Below are 17,648 nucleotides of genomic sequence, written 5' to 3'. Positions count from 1 at the left end.
CGACCACCGAGGCAGTCGCGGGCCGGTTCGGGCCACCAGTTCAGGCCGCGCGCGACCGGGTCATTCTTCTTTCGGCACGGCGATCCACAACGCGATGTAGACGATCTCCCCGGCGCCGACGAGCCCGAAGATCACGAACCCGACGCGGACCAGGAACGTGGAGATGCCGAATCGCTCGGCCAGGCCTGCGCACACTCCGGCGATCCACTTGCCCTGACGCGGACGTACCAGCCGATTCGTTGCCATGACGCTGTCCTACCCTTCGTGACGTGGATCATTCGTGGCATGCCGGATCAGTGCGCCGCACGTAGCTCGGTGAGGATCTTGTCGAGACGGCGTTGGCGGGTCTCGTCCGTCTTGGCGCCCTCGATCGCCTGCGCGTGAGCCTTCTGCTTGCTGTAGGAGAGTCCGGACCATGCTGCGGCGGCGTCGGGGTCGGTCTCGAATGCCTGCGCGAGGACAGCGGGTACCTCCACCGTGCGGGGCGCGTCATCGAGCTCGAGCGTCACGTCGACTTCGTCTCCTGCGCCTCGTCCGGTGACTGCACGGGTCTGGGCGTTGAAAGTGATCAGGTACTGCCCGCCCATGGAGGCGATCGTCGTGCGGTAGGTGTAGTCGTCGTCGACCGTGACCGTGACGGGGACTCGTTTGCCGCGGCCGAACGACAGGACGACGTCCTCCGGTACGACGATGGCGACGTTGTTGCCTCCACTGGCCCACAGCGTGGTGCGGAAGGTGGCCATCTGATCCCTCCGGGCGAGCGTGGAACTGGTCGGTGCCGGTGTTTCGTGCTCGGCAACTTACCGCGATGCGCCGTCGGTATGAGGGATCAACGAGGAAAGTGCCGCGGAACCGTCGAGCAGCGCGGTGAAGCGGGCATCGACGCTGTCGTTCCTGGCGTCCGAGGCGCTCATGACGCTGTCGTTCCTGGCGACCCGAGGTGCTCATGACGCTGTCGTTCCTGGCGTCCCGAGGCGTTCATGACGTCGTCGTTCCTGGCGTCCCGAGGCGCAACTGCAGCATCAGAGTCTGGAGCAGCGCGATGCGACACGCAGCACGTCGCAGCTGATGGATGAATCGTGCGTCGGGGACGTCGCAGCCAGATCGGGGTGAGATGCGCAGCGCGTCGGGGCGGGGCTCGTCGTGCGGGGTGCCGTGCACAGGGTGATTCACGCGGCCTTGGCGTGGCGTGGTGGCTGTGGGTGGGTGAGGGCGTCGGGGATGCGGTGGTAGGTGTTGCGTCGGGGGTGTTGGCGGGGGTCGATCCATGGGGGAGGGATGAATTCGGGGAGCTTGTCCGCGCCGAGGCGGACGGTCCAGCCGCGGTGATGCACGCTGCGGTGGTGGTGGGCACAGAGCAGCACGAGGTTGGAGAGGTCGGTGGGTCCGCCGTCGACCCAGTGGATGATGTGGTGAGCTTGAGTCCAAGCCGCCGGCCGGGAGCAGCCGGGGAAGGCGCAACCCTTGTCGCGGGCCACGAGGGCGGTCCACTGGCCGGGCGTGACGCTGCGGTAGGCGCGTCCGACGTCGAGCGGGACGCCGGCGGGATCGGTGAGGACCCGTGATATCGCGGCGTCGCAGGCGATGCGGCGGGCAGCTTGAGGTGTGATGGGGGTGCCCCACATCGAGACCGCTTTGGGGCAGCCCGGTTCGCCGCGCAGGGTGGCCAGTGAAGCAGTGATGCTCACGTGAGGGCGAGCGCCGCGGGCGCCGGGCAGCATGGTCGCGGTGTCCATGGCGCGTCGGCACAGTTCGGTGAGTGCTTCGGCCATGCGTCTGCCGTGTCCGCGAGGGTCAGGGGTGCCGTCGGCCGCCGGGCGCGGCGCGGCCAGCGGCGCCAGTGCGCTGGTGATCAGATCAGCGGCCTCGGCGGACAACCGGCCGTAGACGCGGACCGTGCCGTCACCGTCGTCGATGAACCCGAACATCGCCGAGGCCTCGGCGCGTTCTTCGGCTCGATCGTTGTCCAGCGCGCCCCCAGCTGCCTCTCCGCCAGCGCCGACTCCGCTCACCGCACCGACCTGTCCGCCGCCGCAGGCACAGCCGCTACTGCTCGGCTCGCCGCTGCTGGACTCGGTGCCGCTGGGCTCGTGGTTGCCGATGTCGGCGCTGCTGGACTCGGTGCCGCTGGGCTCGTGGCCGTCGGCGTCGGCGCTGCTGTGCTCGCCGCAGGTGCTGTGACCGTGATCGGTCTCACCACTGCAGGCGTTTCCGTCGCGTTGATCAGGGCCAGCGTGAGTTCCAGCGCCGGTGCCGGAAGAGGAGGGCGTGGTTTCGCGGCTGTGTTGGCGCGCCAGTTCGTGTGCACCGGTCACCGAGGTCACCAGGTGCGAGCCCAACCGGGCCAGGTTCCGCGGGCCGTGCCCGGTGGCGTGCACGGCCAGGAACGCTTCGCACTCGGCCCACGCCAGCGCGTCGAGATCGCTCGGCAACCGCTTCAGGGCGCGAAGGATCACCCGGGCATGCTCGACCCCGATCCGGCCGGCGCGCAGTGCCCACGCCGTACACGGCAACGACTGCCGGGCGGCCACCGCCAACTCCGACACCGCGACGGCATCGACGCCCAACCCGGTACGCCCACGAGCGCCAGGCGAACGACCGTCACTGCCCATGTGTGGAACACTGACAGGATCGACACGACCACCGGGAACGTCGGAGTCCGCGGGTGCGGCGGGGTCGGGGTAGCCGGTGTCGTACGGCCTGGCCATACCGTCTCGCCATGCCGTGGCATGCACCTCACCGGCGACGGCGAGCAGATCCATCGGCACATCCAGCGCCATGGCCAGCTCCACCCGGGACTTGGCCGTGCCGTGATCGAGGCACAACCGGTCTCGCAACCAATCCGCGGTGGACACCGCGCCCGCTCCGGCGCCCAGATCGCGGCGATCGGCCTCGCGCACCAACCCCAGCCCCATGGCGGCCAACTGTGCTGTCACTGCCTCGTGCAACCGCACCAATCGCGCCAGCTCGGCCGTGGACAGACCCCACGCCGGCACGTCCTGTACGTCCTGCGCGGCCCGGCGCACCGTGTCCAGCACTACCTGCAAGGGATGCGCTGAATCATCAGGACCAGATTCATCTTCGAACATGTGAACGACATTATCGGGTGGCACCGACAACCTCGGCGGATCGAACTCACCACGGCCCGGCCCCACGCTGAGCCGCCCTGCGATACGTCAGTCGACCTCCGCCATGTAGTCGACCATCTCCGCGCGGTTCATGCCGGAGCGCAGCAGTGCCAGGAGCAAGATCCGAGCCTTCAGCGCGTTCAGCAGGCCGCAGGACAGCACGCCGCGTTCCCGTAGATCGCGCTCGGATCCGGGGAAGCCGTACGTCTGGCGCAGAACCGGGCCCGTCCGGGTGCGCGAGGTCATCACCACCGGGATCCGTTCGGCGTGGCGGGTGATCGGTTCGACCAGCCACTGCGGTACGTGGCCCACGCCCAAGGCGTCGAGCACGACGGCGTCGGCGCGGTCGGCCGCCGCGAGCGTCGCGCCGTCGTCGTCCAGGCCGATCGTGACGATGGGCACCGACCGCGGGGGCGCACCAGGTGCGGCGCGACGGATGCGCGGCCACCGCCGAACCGGAACAACGGAGAGGTGGGCGCGGCCTTCGGCGACGAGACCGATGGGCCCGCAGCCGGGCGAGGCGAAGGCCGAGGGAAGGGTCGAGTGGGTCTTGGCGACGGCGCGGGCGCTGTGGACCTGGTCGTCGAGGACGACCACGACGCCGCCCAGGTCGAGTCTCGAACCGGCCACCACGACCGCGGCAAAAAGGTTGGCCGGCCCGTCGGCTCCGGGTAGCGACGCGTTGCGCATGGCGCCGGTGACCACCACGGGTTCGGTTCGATCAAGCTGCAGGTCGAGGTAGAACGCGGTTTCCTCGATCGTGTCCGTGCCCTGGGTGATCACCACGCCGTCAGCCCCGGCGTCGAGTCGGCGTTCGATCTCAGCGGCCAGCTCGTCGATGTCGTCCAGTCGTAGGGAGGCGCCCGGCAACAATCGGAAATTCACCGCCTCGACGGTGGCGAGGCCGCCGAGGCCGGGGACGGCCGCGATCAGCTCGTCTCCGGTCAATGCGGGGGTGGCGCCGTTCTCGCCGCTCATCGCGATGGTTCCGCCGAGCGAGATGACCACGACCGTGGGAAGCGACACCTTTTCAGCCTCCTTGTATGGCGCCGGGGCCCGGGACGAATCGCCCGTTACCTCCCGACGCCGCGCGAAGCGTGAACCCGCTCGATCACGCCCTTCGTCACGCGCTCGTGTTCCACGACGGTGACGCCGAGCTCATTCAACGTGATGAAGGGCCGGCGGGTGTAGTGCTCGCCATGCAGCGGCACGCTGACGAGGTCGACCGCGTGTTGCACGAGACGCAGCGGCCAGCTGGACGCCGCGACGTGGTCGGCGAGGAGAAGCCGCCCGCCCGGCTTGAGCACGCGCAGCGCTTCGGCGAGAACACTGCGTACGTCAGGCACACAGCACAGCACGAACGTCGCGAGGACGGTGTCGAAGGTGCCAGCAGGAAACGGCAAGGCAGCCCCGTCGGCCTGACGGAGCGTGACGGGCCGGTGGACGCGCGCTGCCTGAGCGCGGGCAGCGTCGAGCATCGCCGTGCTCCAGTCGACCGCAGTCAGGTCGACGTCGTCGGGATAGTGGGGCAGATTGGCGCCGGTGCCCACCCCGATCTCCAGCGTGGCGCCACGGGCTCGGGTGCCCACCCAGCGCCGGCTCTGGCTCAGTAGACGGCGTTCGATCCCGGCGGTCTTGCGGTCGTAGGTCGCTGCTTGCCGGTCCCAGTAGCCGATGAGCGATCCCGTGGCGCGAGTCATGTCGACTCCAGCGCGCGCTTGTCGGTCGCGCCGAGGATGTCGGCCAGCGTGGCTTGCATGTCGCCGAGCCGGTCGGCTCCGACGAGTGCACCCCAGCGCGTCTCGAGGTCGGTGAAGTATGCCGTCGCGACCTCGGCGGCCTTCGTGCCCCGCTCGGCGAAGACCACGACGCGCCCGCGACCGTCCGCCGGGTCGGGGACGCGCCGCACGTACTCGCGTTGCTCCAAGTAGCTCACGAGTTCGCTCATGGCCTGCGGCGTCATGCCGGCTCGACGGGCCAGCTCGCTGGGGCGGGTGCCGTCACAGTCGATGAAGCGCAACACGTTGAGCAGGTGGGTGGGCCGCAGGTCCTGATGGCCTGAGCCCAGCAGGTGGCGGTGCAGATCGTCCATGAGCACGCTCAACGTCCGGCTGATCAGGTGCGGCAGCCGTGGTTCCGTACCGGCCGATGCTTCGGGCACCTTATAAACTCCCCTACTAAGGCAGCCTGATTGAATTCAGGCTACCTCAGTGGGGGAGTCGGTGCCGTGGCGAGGAGTACTCGGCGTCAGCGGACCTTCGCGCCGTACACGTGCTCGATCGTCATCGTCATCAGGACTCGACGCTCGGAGACCATGACCGAGCGATACTCGTCCCAGTCCGGGTGCTCGCCGGCGCCGACCCGGTAGTAATGGACCAGGGCGTCGACCTCGGGGTCGTGTGGGTCGCTGGCCGGCCCGGTGAGCTTCGCCGTGCCGTCGGCCGTGGCCCAAGCGAATCCGTCCGCGCTGGTGACCTGCAGCGAAACGCGCGGATCCCGGCGCAGGTTCGTGGTCTTGGCCCGTCCTTCGACCATGGACACGTAGATGACGTCCTCGTCCGGGTCGTACACCGGCGTCACCGGAGACAACTGGGGGCGTCCGTCGGACTTGATCGTGGCGAGGATGCCGAGTTTGCTCTCGGCGAGCAGGGCGCGTGGATCGAATGGCGTGGAGGTCATGTCCGAACAAGTGGCAACTCACCGCCGGCTATTCCTGCTCCCACTGAAACGGCACATGCCGGCAGGGTGCGGAGTTACCGTGGGCGCACGAAAATCCGACGGAAGGTGAGGCGATGAGTACCCCGGAGCTGCCGCAGACCGTTCGAGCGTTCATCGACGCGGTCAACGATCACGACGAGGCCGCCTTCCTCGCCGCATTCCCACCCGACGGTTACGTCGACGACTGGGGCCGCACGTTCACCGGCCACGAGGCCATCAAGGGGTGGAGCGACCTCGAGTTCATCGGCGCTCGGGGCGTCCTCACGCCTGAGGAGGTCACCGTCGACGGCGATTCGGTCACCGTGATCGGCGACTGGCGCAGCAATCACGCCAACGGCCGGAGTCGCTTCACCTTCCGTGTGGCCGGTGACCAGATCGCGTCCATGACGATTCGCGAAGGCTGACTCGCCCAGCCCGCTGCCGCGTCCTGATCCACCCGGCCGGACCCGCGCGACGCGGCTCGTCCGGGTGTTTGCGTCGGATTCTTCCGGGTATGGGTGCTTTTGCCTCAACAGGTCAAGCACGGCGATTCGGCGCTAGCCGGGTACGCCCGCTGGTTCGGCGTTCGACGACGGGATTGATCATGGACCGAGCGTTCGCAGCGGAGATCCATCGCGTAGACCAAGCGCTCAGCATGCTCGTCGAGCATCGCCAGCACAGCGCCGATCCGGTCGACATCATCCATACCGGCGAGAAGATCGACCAGTGGCTGGACAAGCGCTTGATCTTCATGCGCGGCCGGGACGAATCAGCGGGCCGGAGTCGCGACCGAATCCGGCAGGGCACCGTCTGACCTACCGAGCAGGCCGTGGCGTCGGCCGTAGGGCATCACCGGGCGTCACGATTCGAAATCCTCGTTGGTCTTTCCGGTCAGGACCGACTCCGGCTGGGTGACGGCGGGTTTGCGCCGGCGGTCGGCACCCTCGTCGTCCTTCTTGAACAGCAGCCACTGTTCCCGCCCACCGCGCAGGCCGGTTCGCACCAGGGAGAACGCGCCGGTGAGCTTCTCGCCGTGCAGCCGAACCCGCAGGTGACCGGCGTCGAGCGAGTCCGTCATGGTGGTCTCGTTCAGATTGTCGAAGGTCCCGACGTCCCACACCACGACGGTCCCGCCGCCGTAGTCGTCGGCGGGGATCCGGCCTTCGAAGTCCGCATAATCCAGCGGGTGGTCCTCGGTGCGCACCGCCAGTCGCCGGTCGCGGGGATCGAGCGAGGGACCTTTCGGCACCGACCACGACACCAACACGTCTCCGATCTCCAGCCGGAAGTCGAAATGCAGACTCCTGGCGTCGTGTCGTTGAACGACGAACCGAGGGTGCCTGGAACCGGAACGGCCGGCGGCCGGTTCGCCCGACGAAGCGAGGTCTCGCTTCGCGTAGTACTCCGAAAGCTTCTTCTTCGGCATCGTCGAGGGATCAGCTCACTCGTTGGGGGTCGCGGTGCTGACGTCGGACAGTGCGGAGTCGGGATCGTCGTAGCTCGCCAGGTCGCCGATCGTGATCACGCCGACGGCCCGCCCGTCGTCGTCCACCACGGGCAGGCGCCGGACGGCGTGTTCGCGCATCTTCTTCACGGCGCTGGCCACGGGCTCGTCCGGGCGAACGGAGACCACCTGCCCGCTGGCGATGTCGCGAACGGCCGTGCTGGCGGGATCGAGCCCGGAGGCGACGACGCGGACCGCGACGTCGCGGTCGGTGATCACACCTCGCACGACCCGGTCCTCGGTGACCAGGACGTCGCCGATGTCGTGCTCACGCATGGCCGCGGCTGCCGCGGTGACCGGGTCGTCGGGTCCGACTGTGACGAGACGGTCGGTCATCATCTCGCTGATTCGCGGTGCCATCGGGTCCTCCCGTCGTCCAGGCGCCTCGGTCGACGCGTCGAGCACACCCGCCTGCTACCCGATTGCTGATGACACGTAACGAACGTGCGAGAAGAGATTGAGACATCGGATCCGGGGTACTGACAAAAAGTGATGAAGAGGTGCACATGATGATCAGAGATGGCCTGGGTAACCCGCGGGATCCCGCGGCTGCCGAGTTGCCGTTTCCCGGCTACGACGCATTGGGCCCGGCCGAGTTGCAGCAGCGAGTGCTCACCGTGGACGAGGACGGCGTGTACACCCTCCTGATGTACGAACGCCGGCATGGCAACCGCGCGCCGATGATCGATGTGCTGCAGCGACGCCTGGCGTCGTTGCGGACATGGCCGGCATCGCCGTCGCTGTCGCAGCGACGCAGGCAGCGACGCCGACTGATGAGGCGGCGAGAGCGACACTGACTGGCCCATGAGCACCCCAATGGGCACCATGGCCGGAATTCATCGTCGTTCATCGAGCAGTCGTCATTCGGCCCGGGTGAAGATACTTTTCCTCCACACCGCGACCCGGCCGCGAAAATGTTCATGGACATGAGCATTGACGCGCCGGTGGCGGTGTGTTCGGCTGGATTGTGCCAGTAGAAGTACCACTGGCCGCGACGTCGCGGAATTCGTGTCCGTCATTTCTGATCATTCGCTTGGACCGGAGGTCCATGTGTCTCAAGCTGTCATCCTGGTGCACACCTTGCGTCCGCTTCGTCGTCGGCTGCTGGACGTCGACGCCGCAACCACGATCATCAGCATCCTGCTCATGACGGCCGCGGTCTTGGCGGTCCTGCTCGCCGCCGTGCGCGCGTAGTCATCGTCGCCGGTCGCCATCGGTTTGGCCGCCGTGGACCGGGGTACAGCCGGACGCACGTGCAGACGCGTCGGGGAGGGCCCGGATGGAGATCGGTTACAAGCTGCTCGCTGAGGCGTACGGGCCACAGGAACTGGTCCGGCAGGCGCGGCGAGCCGAAGAGGTGGGCTTCGACTTCGTCGAGATCAGCGACCACTTCCATCCGTGGCTGGAAACCCAGGGCCACTCGCCGTTCACCTGGAGCGTCCTCGGCGCGATCGCGGCGCGTACCGAGCACATCGCGCTGGCGACCGGCGTCACCTGTCCGACGACGCGCTACCACCCGGCCGTCATCGCACAGGCCGCCGCGACGCTCGCGCTGATGTCCGATGGGCGCTTCACCTTGGGCGTGGGATCGGGCGAACGACTCAACGAGCACGTCGTCGGGCGCGGGTTCCCGGCGGTCGCCCGGCGCCAGGAGATGCTGCGCGAAGCGCTGGAGATCATCCGGCTGCTGTGGGCCGGAGGATACCGTTCTTACACGGGCGCACATCTACGTCTCGAGGACGCGCGCGTGTTCGACCTACCGGACTCCCCGCCGCCGATCGCCGTCGCGGCCGGGGGAGCACAAGCCGCCGCGCTGGCCGCAGAGTTCGGTGACGCGCTGTTCGCGACCGAAGCCGACCCCACACTCGTCGAGAACTACCGCGCGGCCGGAGGCACGGGACCGTGCTACGCCGAGGTGCCCGTGTCGTGGGCACCTGACCCGCAGACCGCCACCCAGGCGGCGCTACGGACGTCGCGGTGGGCGCTGACCGGGTGGAAGGTCATGAGCGAGCTGCCGAACCCGGTCAACTTCGAAGCCGCCACGGCGACGGTGCGCGCCGAGGACATCGCGGCGAACTTCGCCTGCGGCCCCGAGGCCGCCGGTGTCGTGGCGGCGACCCGCCCGTTCCTCGATGCGGGATTCGACCGGATCGCGCTGATGAACGCCGGTCCCGACCCGGACGGCTTCCTGGACTTCTTCGGCGCTGAGCTCGGTGAGCGCCTACGGACGGCGGCGCCGGCCGCGGTCTCGGGATGAACGAGAGCACCGCCCGGCAGGGCGCGAGGGGAGGCCGGCGATGAGAGTCGTGGTCACGGGGGCGACCGGCAACATCGGCACCAGTGTCGTGGAGGCCCTGGCAGCCGAGCCGACCATCGATCACATCGTGGCGGTCGCGCGGCGCGTGCCGGAGTGGAAACCCCCGAAGACGACGTTCGCGGCAGTCGACATTCGATCCGACGACTTCGTGGCCGCCTTGAGCGGAGCGGACGTCGTCGTCCACCTCGCCTGGGCGTTCCAACCCACGCACGACCCGACGGCGACGTGGGAGGTCAACGTGCTCGGCGGTATCGCCGTGTTCGACGCGGTACGGCGTGCCGGAGTACGGTCGCTGGTCTACTCGTCGTCGGTGGGGGCCTACTCGCCCGGTGCCGGCACGCAGGTGGACGAGGATTGGCCCACCCACAGCCTGCCCGTGGCCGCCTATGGCCGGGAGAAGTCCTACCTGGAGCGTTGTCTCGATGCGTTCGAGTTGGCCAACCCGCAGATCTCGGTGACGCGGCTGCGCCCGGCGTTCGCGTTCCAATGGGAATCGGCCAGCGAGCAGCGGCGGATCTTCGCCGGGCCGTTCGTCCCGCGACCACTGCTGCAGCACGGCCGCCTACCGGTCCTGCCCGTTCCGGCCGGCTTGGCGTTCCAAGCCGTGCACACCGACGATCTGGCCCAGGCGTTCCGGCTCGTGGTGGTGGCAGGCGCGCACGGTGCGTTCAATGTCGCGGCGGATCCGGTGATCGACGCCCGCGTGCTCGGCGAGGTGGTCGGTGCGCGCCCGGTCTCCGTCCCGCCGACCGTGGCCCAGGTAGCGGTCGGGGCGGCGTGGCGGCTACGGGCGGTGCCAGCCGACGAGGGCTTGCTGCGGCTGTTGTTGAGCCTGCCGACGCTCGACACCCAGCGGATCAGGAAGCTGGGCTGGCAGCCTCGCCACTCCGGGACCGAGGCGCTACGAGTCATGCTCGACGGCGTCGCCGAAGGGTCCGGGGGCTCGACGCCGCCCCTGCATCCGGACGATGCGGGCGTGTCCTGAGTCGGGCCGAAGCCCGCGCGAAGAGAGTTATTCAACCAAGGGGTTGAATACGTCACCGCCGTGCCGTACGTTGTTATCAACCAATTGGTTGAACGCGGAGGTGAGGTGTGACAGACGACCAGCTGTCGCGGGTGTTCGCCGCCCTGGCGGACCCCACCCGCCGAAGCATCGTCACGCGCCTGGCCGTGGGCGACGCCACGGTCAACGAGCTGGCCGCGCCGTACGACGTCAGCGTGCAGGCGGTGTCCAAGCACCTCAAGGTGCTGGAGGACGCGGGTGTGGTGGGCCGGTCTCGGGACGGCCAACGCCGACCGTGCCATCTCAAAGCTGAGGTCTTCGACCTGATGACGAAATGGATCGAACGCTACCGGCAGCAGGCGGAAGAGCGGTACCAGCGACTCGACGCCGTCCTCGAACAGATGAACGCAGCAGAACCAGACCAGGAACGCAGGAAAGGACAAGCATCATGAGCGCGACCACCAAGCACGAGACCGAGATCCAGGTCGACCCGAACCTCCCGGTCATCCGGATGGCCCGCGTCTTCGACGCCACCCCCGACAAGGTGTTCCGGGCCCATGCCGAGCCCGACCTGTTCGCGCAGTGGATCGGCCCACGTGGACTGACGATGCGCATCGACACCTTCGACGTACGCACCGGCGGGTCCTACCGCTACACCCATGCCGACAGCGACGGTAACGAGTACAACTTCTTCGGATCGTTCCATGAGGTGCGCCCGAACGAACGGCTCGTGCAGACCTTCACCTACGAAGGCTTCCCGGACTCGGTGAGTCTGGAGACCATGACGTTGGAGGATCTCGGCGACGGCCGCACCAGAATCGTCTCCGAGAGCTTGTTCGACTCGATACAGGCCCGCGACGGCATGGTCGCCAGCGGGATGGAGGTCGGAGTCCGCGAAGGGTACGAGAAGCTCGACGACCTGCTCGCCAGCCAAGCCTGACCCCGTTGACACGTCCGGTGCCCCGTCCGATCCGGCGGGGCACCGGCGTGTTCACAGGTTGATCTTGATCTCGGCGTCCTTGCGGAGAGTGTCGACCAGGCTCTGGGCCGCCTCGGCCTCCTTCTGGCTGGCCGCTTGCTCCTCGAGCTGCGGCTTCATCTCCTCGAACTTCGGGATCTGTGATTCTTCGGTGCCCATCTGCTTCTGCTGCGCCACGGACTGGTCGTACATCTTGCGCAGTTGCTGCTCCGTGGGCTTGACGTCGCCGGCCTCTTCGGCGAGGAGCTGGTCGAGCATGACCTGGCGCTCGAGCTGGGGCATGACGTCCTCCTTGCTCATGCCCTGTTCCTCCAGAGCGGAGAAGAACTCGTCGACCGAGCCCATGCCGTTCTGCTGGACCAGGTCCTCCAGCGTCTGATCGATCTGTTTCTGGCTCGCGGTGAAGCCGCGCTTGTCGGCCTCCTGGACGAGGATCATGTTGTCGACCATGCCCTCAGCGGTCTGCTGTTTGAGCTGGTCCTGGTCGAGCTCCTGGCCGGTCTGCTGGGCCTGCATGGCCATCTGCTGGAACTGAGCCTTGTAAGTGGCGACGAACTCGTCCTTCGGGATTTCCTCGCCGTTGACCTCGGCGACCACGTCGGGCACGTCGGCCACGTCGGGTTCCGGCGCGGCGTTCGGCGAGCTGTTCTCGGCGCCGCCGTCGCCACCCTCGTCAGCCGAATCACCGCAGGCCGACAGGCCGAACAGCAGCATTGCCGTGCTGGCGGCGGCCAATAACTTCTTGATCATGTAACTCCTCGATATGCGAACCGCACCGGAACATCACCTATGGGTGCCCGCTTCACGGTGGCCCGAAACTGTGGGGAGGAGAGGCGAGAAGATGGTGATGTGGTCAGCGATCTGTCGATGGTCGCGGCGCCCTGTCCACCGCGACGACATGTGGTTGTCGGCCCTAACGCCGCGTCCGTGCAGAACGAATCGGCTTCGCTCAGAGTTCCGCGGTGGGCCGGCGCCAGCGCAACTCGCCGTCCTGCCATTCGTCGGTGGGGGTGAGACCCGCCGCGGTCGCCACCCCGGCTGAGGCATGGTGCTGCGGGTCGATGTGCGCGACGATCTCGGTCACCGGCTGGGTGCACAGCCACGCGACGAGCCCGTGAGCGGCTTCGGAGGCGATGCCGCGCTGCTGCCACGGCGTACCCACCACCCACGCGACCTCAGCGATCGGCCCGGTGGCCGAGGGGCTGACCGTCGCCTGGACCGTTCCGGTCAGACACGCCGCCGCACGCCAGCGGATCACCCAGTTCAGCCAACTGACCGCCGGATCGGCGGGGCCGGCGACGAGGCGTCGATAGCGGGTGCGCAACGCTTCGCGGTCGGCGGGTGCGCCACCGATGAATCGGTGCAGCGCCGAGTCGGCCAGAACCGTGGCCATCTCGTCGGCATGCTCGACGAGCAACGGCACCAGGTCCAGCCGCGCGGTGGCGATGGCCTCCGCCCGCAGGGGTTCCAGGTGTGGCGATGCTAGCCAGCGCTCACCGGTGCGGCCAGCGCAGCGTGACGTCGGGCTCCAGTTCGGTCTCGAACAGGCGCGGCCACGGCAGGGCGACGTGAACGGATTCGAGGCCGTCGACGACGCCGGTGAAGGTGTGTGCGCCGCGCCGGCCGATGGTGACCGGGCGGCCGGCGAAGTGTTCGGCGTAGAACGACTCGGTCCGGGGCATGAGTTCGGCCCGGACGTAGTCCTGCATCGTCTGAGTCTGCTCGGGCGTGAGCTCGAAGACGTTCCAGCCGCGTTCTTGGGCCCTCGCGTAGGCCTCGGGCTGGACGACGTTCTTCCAGCGGTCATCGAGGACGTAGCGGTACAGCAGGTAGGACGCGTGGACGCGCGCTGCCTGCGCCAGCGATGCGACGTCGAGCTGGCGGGGTCGCTCGAGCAGACTCCACCGGGCAAACGCGTGCCCGACGGCCATGCCGAGCGCGTTTCCGGCGGTGTTCCAGCCGCAGTAGGACAGCAACCCGGACAGCGAGACGTCAGCCTCCATCCGGTCGATCAACGCCGCGTCGGCCCGGTTGACCTCCGCCGCGTCCACCACCACGACGTCCTCGCCCGCAGCTTGCAAGGCGGCCATCCGCTCGACGAAGGCGTCCAACTCGGCGCCCCGGTCGGCGCCTTCGGCCGACGGCGTGTTGACGAGCAGCCGGATGTCGCCGTCGTCGTCGACCGGGACGGCCCCCGCGGCGACGATGTGACGCTGAATGTTCACGTCGTAGGTCGTGTCCTCGAACGGGGCGGTCCACTGCGAGCCGTCCAAGCCGGAGTACTCGACGCTGACGGTCGGCTGCGCACCTGACCGTGCTAGGACGAACCGGCTGACCAGGGTCGCGTCGACCTCGTCAGCGCCCGGGAAGATCTGGACCCGCGCCTCGGCACCCAGGTCGTGGACCAACGCGACCAGTTCTTCGCGCTCGGCGCGGTGCAATCCGTACGGCGCGGCGTCGTCCTGGGCGAGAACGAGGTGGTCGACGACGCCTTCGGCCGCCCAGTGCACCAGAAGCCGGTTGATCGCGTGGTTGCGGGCCCGAGCTGCCAGGTAACCCTCCACCACGGCGTCGGGGATCCGGGCCCGGAGCTCCTCCATCTCCTCGCGGTACTCCTCGTGGCCCAGGTTCTCCACGCGGTCGACGAGGATCGCCCACTGCCGGATGAGCTCGTAATACTCCGCGGCATGATCGCCGAGAGCCGTGACGGCCAGCCGCTGGATGGTGTCGTAGGCCAGGATCGGCGTGTCCGGGCGCCGCGCGCGCAGCTCGCGCAGGACGTCGACGTTCTGGCGGGCATCGGCCTCGCTCATGGTCCCGGTGCGCGAGGCGATCAGTCCGCCGTAGGCCAGCATGCTCACCGAGATGACGAACCCGTCCGCGTCGCGCTGGTCGAGCAGCCAGGCGCCGATCGCTGGTCCGTCGCCGGGTGTGGTGAACGTCCCGATGATGTCCGAGGGTGGAAACGCCGTGTCGACTCCGGCGCTCGCGGCCGTCATCGCCGGGACGTAGACGTTGGCCGGCCGGTCGTCGAGCGGCACCACCGCCAGCTGCGCCGACCCCCGCGCGGACCGGTCCGGAGGCGTCTCGACGCCGGCCGCTGCCGAGGGCGCCGCCAGCAGGATCGGTGCGAGGAGCATCGGCGCCAGAAAGATCACCAGAGCCCGGCGTGCGGCACGGGTGGCGACGAGACGGGTCGAGGGCATCGGGGCGGACACCTTTCGCTGGCCGGGGTCGACTTCGACGACTCTCGACCGCGCGACCTGTCGGCGTCAAGACTTCGCGCAGGGATAATTCGGATTATCAGTAGCTGCTAGATCCAGCCGCGGCGAGAGATCATCCAGCCGGGCCACAGCCGCATCATCCGGGTCCAGTTCGACGACCGGCGGGTGGACGGGCCCGGCGCTCACGTCGCGAACCTGTGCATCGACGAGGACACGCCTCCTCAGTGCCCCCGGTCACCGTCACGATGAACGTCGAACGCCGGGCCGCGCCCCAGGGCCGCGGTCAGCTGGTCTTGACCGGGATGCGTTTCGACGCCGCAGGAGTCTCGACGATCGGGACGGTGACTTCGAGAATTCCCGCTTCGTACGTGGCGGACGCCTTCGATCCGTCGGCGCCTTTCGGCAGCAGCGTGCGGCGCTGGAACCGGCCGTAGTGGAACTCCGAGCGGCCTTCCTCCTGCCGCTCGTCGCGACGCTCGGCGCGAATGGTCAACCGGTCGTCCTCGACCTCGACGCTGACGTCTCGATCCGGGTCGATGCCGGGGAGCTCCGCGCGCACCACGTACTTGTCGTCGTCGATGCGCTCCTCGAGCCGGAACGTCCGTTGGCCGGCGAGCGGGCTGGGCCACGGAAACAGGTTCGGCAGATCCTCGACCCAGTCGAACAGATCCGGGATGGTCCGGCGTACGTCGGGTGCCTGGTTCATGTGTTCCTCCTTTCGTTCGACCGGTCTCAGTCCACCTGCGCCCGGCAACACCCGGCTAGAGGCGATCGTCCCGGCGTGCGTGCATCGTTCGCCCCCGCACCGACGTTTCTGCTCGCAGCAGCGTTTCTCTGCTCGCAGCAGATTGTCTTGGTCGGGTCAGCGGCGGCGGCACAGGATCGAACGTGTCGCCGCACGAGCCGGCGATGCATCGCCAACCAGGGGAGACACCATGAACACTGCGGTAGCGCAGGACGCGGCGTCCGCGGGCAGGCTCGACGAGCAACTGTCCACGCGGCTGCTTCACCAGCGCATCATCGTGCTCGGCGCCGAGGTCGACGACTCGGTGGCCAATCGGCTGTGCGCACAGCTGTTGCTACTGTCGGCCGAAGATCCGCGCAGCGACATCAGCCTCTACATCAACTCGCCCGGCGGCTCGGTCAGTGCCGGGCTGGCCATCTACGACACCATGCGGCTGATCCCCAACGACGTCAGCACGCTGGCCATGGGCCTGGCGGCGAGCATGGGGCAGTTCCTGCTGTGCGCGGGGACACCAGGCAAGCGGTTCAGCCTCCCGCACGCTCAGGTCCTGATGCATCAGGGCTCGGCCGGTTTCGGTGGCACCGCTGCCGACGTCGAGATCTATGCGCAGCAGCTCGAGCGCACCAGCGCACTGATGACGAGGCTGACGGCCGAGCACACCGGGCAGTCGCCGGAGACGATCGAGGCCGACAGCCGCCGCGACCGGTGGTTCACCGCGGAGGAGGCGTTGGCCTACGGCTTCATCGACCACATCGTGGAGACCGTCGACGACGTCCGGCCCTCGGTCGTGCGTCAGCCGGTGGGGGTGGGCGCATGAGCCAGTACACGATTCCCACGGTCGTCGAACGCACCCCCACCGGCGAGCGGGCCTACGACATCTACTCGCGGCTGCTGTCCGACCGGATCATCTTCCTCGGTACCGAGATCGACGACGGCGTGGCCAACGTCGTCATGGCCCAGCTGCTGCATCTGGAGTTCTCGGACCCCGACGCCGAGATCGGCCTCTACATCAACTCACCGGGCGGCTCGTTCAGCGCGCTGACCGCGATCTACGACACGATGCACTTCATCCGGCCCGACGTCGCGACGGTGTGCATGGGGCAGGCGTCGTCGGCAGCGGCTGTGCTGCTGGCCGCCGGTGCTCCCGGCAAACGATCGATGCTCCGCCATGCCAAGGTGACGCTGCACCAGCCGTCGAGTCAGGCCCGGGGGACGTTGCCGGACCTGGCCGTGCAGGCCAAAGAGGTGGCGAAGGTGCGCGCCGAGATGGAAGAGATCCTCAGCCGCCACACCGGCCACCCGGTGGCCAAGATCAGGTCCGACATCGACCGGGACATCACGTTCAATGCCCGCGAGGCCATCGAGTACGGCCTCGCGGACCAGGTGATCACTGAGCGGGAGACCCACCGGCCCGAGCGGGCCATCGCCTGAACTCGTCAGGCAGCGAGTGCTTGGACGTCGCCGTCGCGGTGCGCCGGAGCGCGCCTGCGTCGAGCGGCGTCCAAGCGGATGACCGGCGCCTTGGCCGCGCGTTGCGTGGCGCGCGTGTCGATGAGCCCGCGCCGGACCTCGTCCAACACGTCGGCCAACTCGATACGCAGCGCGTCACAGACGGCGGCCAGTACTTCGGACGAGGCTTCCTTGCGCCCGCGTTCCAGTTCGGACAGGTACGGCATGGAGACGCGGGCCGTGCGGGCTACGTCGGCGAGGGTGCGGCCCTGCTCGCGCCGAGTGCGGCGCAACACGTCGCCGACCAGTGTGCGCAGCAGAGGGCGGGGCCGCGGCTTGCGGCGGGCCGGGTCGAACGTGGTCGGATCCGACATCGTCGTACCTTCCTGGCCGCTGCGGGGACCTGATCGCGGAGGCGAGTGGCTTCACGCTACCGGTGCGCGGGCCGGCGTAGGACGGTGTTTCGCCGCAGGCGGACGGATTCGGCGCGGCACTCGCGCCCTGTTCGCGCCGGGTCCGCGGCCGAGATCTTCGCGCAGCGGACAGGTGGCGGACGCGCTCAGTTCACGGCGCGGACCGGCGAGATATGTGATGATCTTCCG

The 17,648-nt window shown here is 68.4% G+C and carries 24 protein-coding genes; 10 read left to right on the top strand and 14 right to left on the bottom strand.

Annotation, left to right across the window (positions count from 1 at the left end):
• Positions 1 to 60: 60 nt before the first annotated feature.
• The 7 genes from M6444_RS01680 to M6444_RS01650 all read right to left on the bottom strand — a co-directional run bounded on the left by M6444_RS01680 (position 61) and on the right by M6444_RS01650 (position 5,807).
• A complete protein-coding gene (locus tag M6444_RS01680; RefSeq protein WP_298322256.1) occupies positions 61 to 246 on the bottom strand; it encodes a PspC domain-containing protein in 186 nt (61 codons plus the stop codon).
• Between the two features lie 47 nt (positions 247 to 293).
• Entirely contained in the window at positions 294 to 743 is a 450-nt protein-coding gene (locus M6444_RS01675; protein WP_298322254.1) for a YdeI/OmpD-associated family protein, read from the bottom strand.
• A 426-nt stretch (positions 744 to 1,169) separates the two neighbouring features.
• Positions 1,170 to 3,038, bottom strand: a complete 1,869-nt coding sequence (locus M6444_RS01670) for an HNH endonuclease signature motif containing protein (protein WP_298322270.1) — start codon at positions 3,036 to 3,038, stop codon at positions 1,170 to 1,172.
• Between the two features lie 138 nt (positions 3,039 to 3,176).
• Entirely contained in the window at positions 3,177 to 4,154 is a 978-nt protein-coding gene (locus M6444_RS01665; RefSeq protein ID WP_298322251.1) for an asparaginase, read from the bottom strand.
• 47 nt (positions 4,155 to 4,201) lie between these two features.
• On the bottom strand, positions 4,202 to 4,828 hold the full coding sequence (locus tag M6444_RS01660; protein WP_298322250.1) for a class I SAM-dependent methyltransferase: 627 nt from the start codon (positions 4,826 to 4,828) through the stop codon (positions 4,202 to 4,204).
• Positions 4,825 to 5,289: a MarR family transcriptional regulator gene (locus M6444_RS01655; protein ID WP_298322248.1), complete on the bottom strand. Its 465-nt coding sequence runs from the start codon at positions 5,287 to 5,289 to the stop codon at positions 4,825 to 4,827. The genes M6444_RS01660 and M6444_RS01655 overlap by 4 nt, the downstream gene beginning before the upstream one ends.
• Positions 5,290 to 5,375: 86 nt before the next feature.
• Positions 5,376 to 5,807 carry a PPOX class F420-dependent oxidoreductase gene (locus tag M6444_RS01650; RefSeq protein WP_298322246.1) on the bottom strand — a complete coding sequence of 144 codons (432 nt, stop codon included), beginning with the start codon at positions 5,805 to 5,807 and terminating at the stop codon, positions 5,376 to 5,378.
• A gap of 113 nt (positions 5,808 to 5,920) precedes the next feature.
• On the opposite strand from M6444_RS01650, the gene M6444_RS01645 reads away from it, so the two are divergent.
• Entirely contained in the window at positions 5,921 to 6,250 is a 330-nt protein-coding gene (locus M6444_RS01645; protein ID WP_298322244.1) for a nuclear transport factor 2 family protein, read from the top strand.
• Between the two features lie 179 nt (positions 6,251 to 6,429).
• On the top strand, positions 6,430 to 6,639 hold the full coding sequence (locus M6444_RS01640) for a hypothetical protein (RefSeq protein ID WP_298322241.1): 210 nt from the start codon (positions 6,430 to 6,432) through the stop codon (positions 6,637 to 6,639).
• Positions 6,640 to 6,684: 45 nt separating this feature from the next.
• Here M6444_RS01640 and M6444_RS01635 read toward each other — a convergent pair whose 3' ends face one another.
• Both M6444_RS01635 and M6444_RS01630 read right to left on the bottom strand, forming a co-directional pair.
• The gene (locus M6444_RS01635) at positions 6,685 to 7,251 is read right to left on the bottom strand and encodes a DNA polymerase ligase N-terminal domain-containing protein (protein WP_298322239.1); all 567 of its coding nucleotides are present in this window, start codon (positions 7,249 to 7,251) and stop codon (positions 6,685 to 6,687) included.
• A gap of 15 nt (positions 7,252 to 7,266) precedes the next feature.
• Positions 7,267 to 7,689: a CBS domain-containing protein gene (locus M6444_RS01630; protein ID WP_298322237.1), complete on the bottom strand. Its 423-nt coding sequence runs from the start codon at positions 7,687 to 7,689 to the stop codon at positions 7,267 to 7,269.
• Between the two features lie 146 nt (positions 7,690 to 7,835).
• Between M6444_RS01630 and M6444_RS01625 the strand changes: the two genes are divergently transcribed.
• The 6 genes from M6444_RS01625 to M6444_RS01600 all read left to right on the top strand — a co-directional run bounded on the left by M6444_RS01625 (position 7,836) and on the right by M6444_RS01600 (position 11,589).
• A complete protein-coding gene (locus M6444_RS01625; RefSeq protein ID WP_298322235.1) occupies positions 7,836 to 8,126 on the top strand; it encodes a hypothetical protein in 291 nt (96 codons plus the stop codon).
• A gap of 253 nt (positions 8,127 to 8,379) precedes the next feature.
• Entirely contained in the window at positions 8,380 to 8,523 is a 144-nt protein-coding gene (locus M6444_RS01620; RefSeq protein ID WP_298322233.1) for a hypothetical protein, read from the top strand.
• An 85-nt stretch (positions 8,524 to 8,608) separates the two neighbouring features.
• A complete protein-coding gene (locus tag M6444_RS01615) occupies positions 8,609 to 9,586 on the top strand; it encodes a TIGR03557 family F420-dependent LLM class oxidoreductase (protein ID WP_298322232.1) in 978 nt (325 codons plus the stop codon).
• Between the two features lie 40 nt (positions 9,587 to 9,626).
• Positions 9,627 to 10,631, top strand: coding sequence for an NAD-dependent epimerase/dehydratase family protein (locus tag M6444_RS01610; RefSeq protein WP_298322230.1), 1,005 nt, complete (start codon positions 9,627 to 9,629; stop codon positions 10,629 to 10,631).
• Positions 10,632 to 10,738: 107 nt separating this feature from the next.
• The gene (locus M6444_RS01605; protein ID WP_298322228.1) at positions 10,739 to 11,101 is read left to right on the top strand and encodes a metalloregulator ArsR/SmtB family transcription factor; all 363 of its coding nucleotides are present in this window, start codon (positions 10,739 to 10,741) and stop codon (positions 11,099 to 11,101) included.
• On the top strand, positions 11,098 to 11,589 hold the full coding sequence (locus M6444_RS01600; RefSeq protein WP_298322227.1) for an SRPBCC family protein: 492 nt from the start codon (positions 11,098 to 11,100) through the stop codon (positions 11,587 to 11,589). Before M6444_RS01605 ends, M6444_RS01600 begins: the two co-directional genes overlap by 4 nt.
• 51 nt (positions 11,590 to 11,640) lie before the next feature.
• On the opposite strand, the gene M6444_RS01595 is transcribed toward M6444_RS01600, so the two are convergent.
• The 4 genes from M6444_RS01595 to M6444_RS01580 form a co-directional block, all read right to left on the bottom strand.
• Positions 11,641 to 12,378 carry a SurA N-terminal domain-containing protein gene (locus M6444_RS01595; protein WP_298322225.1) on the bottom strand — a complete coding sequence of 246 codons (738 nt, stop codon included), beginning with the start codon at positions 12,376 to 12,378 and terminating at the stop codon, positions 11,641 to 11,643.
• A gap of 199 nt (positions 12,379 to 12,577) precedes the next feature.
• Entirely contained in the window at positions 12,578 to 13,099 is a 522-nt protein-coding gene (locus M6444_RS01590; protein ID WP_363326202.1) for a GNAT family N-acetyltransferase, read from the bottom strand.
• A gap of 22 nt (positions 13,100 to 13,121) precedes the next feature.
• A complete protein-coding gene (locus M6444_RS01585) occupies positions 13,122 to 14,834 on the bottom strand; it encodes a DUF4127 family protein (protein ID WP_298322222.1) in 1,713 nt (570 codons plus the stop codon).
• Positions 14,835 to 15,135: 301 nt separating this feature from the next.
• Positions 15,136 to 15,558, bottom strand: a complete 423-nt coding sequence (locus M6444_RS01580) for an Hsp20/alpha crystallin family protein (RefSeq protein ID WP_298322220.1) — start codon at positions 15,556 to 15,558, stop codon at positions 15,136 to 15,138.
• Positions 15,559 to 15,787: 229 nt separating this feature from the next.
• On the opposite strand from M6444_RS01580, the gene M6444_RS01575 reads away from it, so the two are divergent.
• Together M6444_RS01575 and M6444_RS01570 are read left to right on the top strand one after the other, a co-directional pair.
• Positions 15,788 to 16,414 (top strand): ATP-dependent Clp protease proteolytic subunit, encoded by a 627-nt coding sequence (locus M6444_RS01575; protein ID WP_298322218.1) that lies wholly within the window; start codon positions 15,788 to 15,790, stop codon positions 16,412 to 16,414.
• A complete protein-coding gene (locus tag M6444_RS01570) occupies positions 16,411 to 17,028 on the top strand; it encodes an ATP-dependent Clp protease proteolytic subunit (RefSeq protein ID WP_298322217.1) in 618 nt (205 codons plus the stop codon). Before M6444_RS01575 ends, M6444_RS01570 begins: the two co-directional genes overlap by 4 nt.
• Before the next feature lie 5 nt (positions 17,029 to 17,033).
• Here M6444_RS01570 and M6444_RS01565 read toward each other — a convergent pair whose 3' ends face one another.
• Complete coding sequence (locus M6444_RS01565) at positions 17,034 to 17,420, bottom strand: helix-turn-helix transcriptional regulator (protein WP_298322215.1); 387 nt, start codon at positions 17,418 to 17,420, stop codon at positions 17,034 to 17,036.
• Positions 17,421 to 17,648: the final 228 nt, after the last annotated feature.

Source organism: Haloactinopolyspora sp. (genome assembly GCF_027324685.1).
GTDB lineage: Bacteria > Actinomycetota > Actinomycetes > Jiangellales > Jiangellaceae > Haloactinopolyspora.
This window is presented reverse-complemented; position numbering and strand designations above follow the sequence as displayed.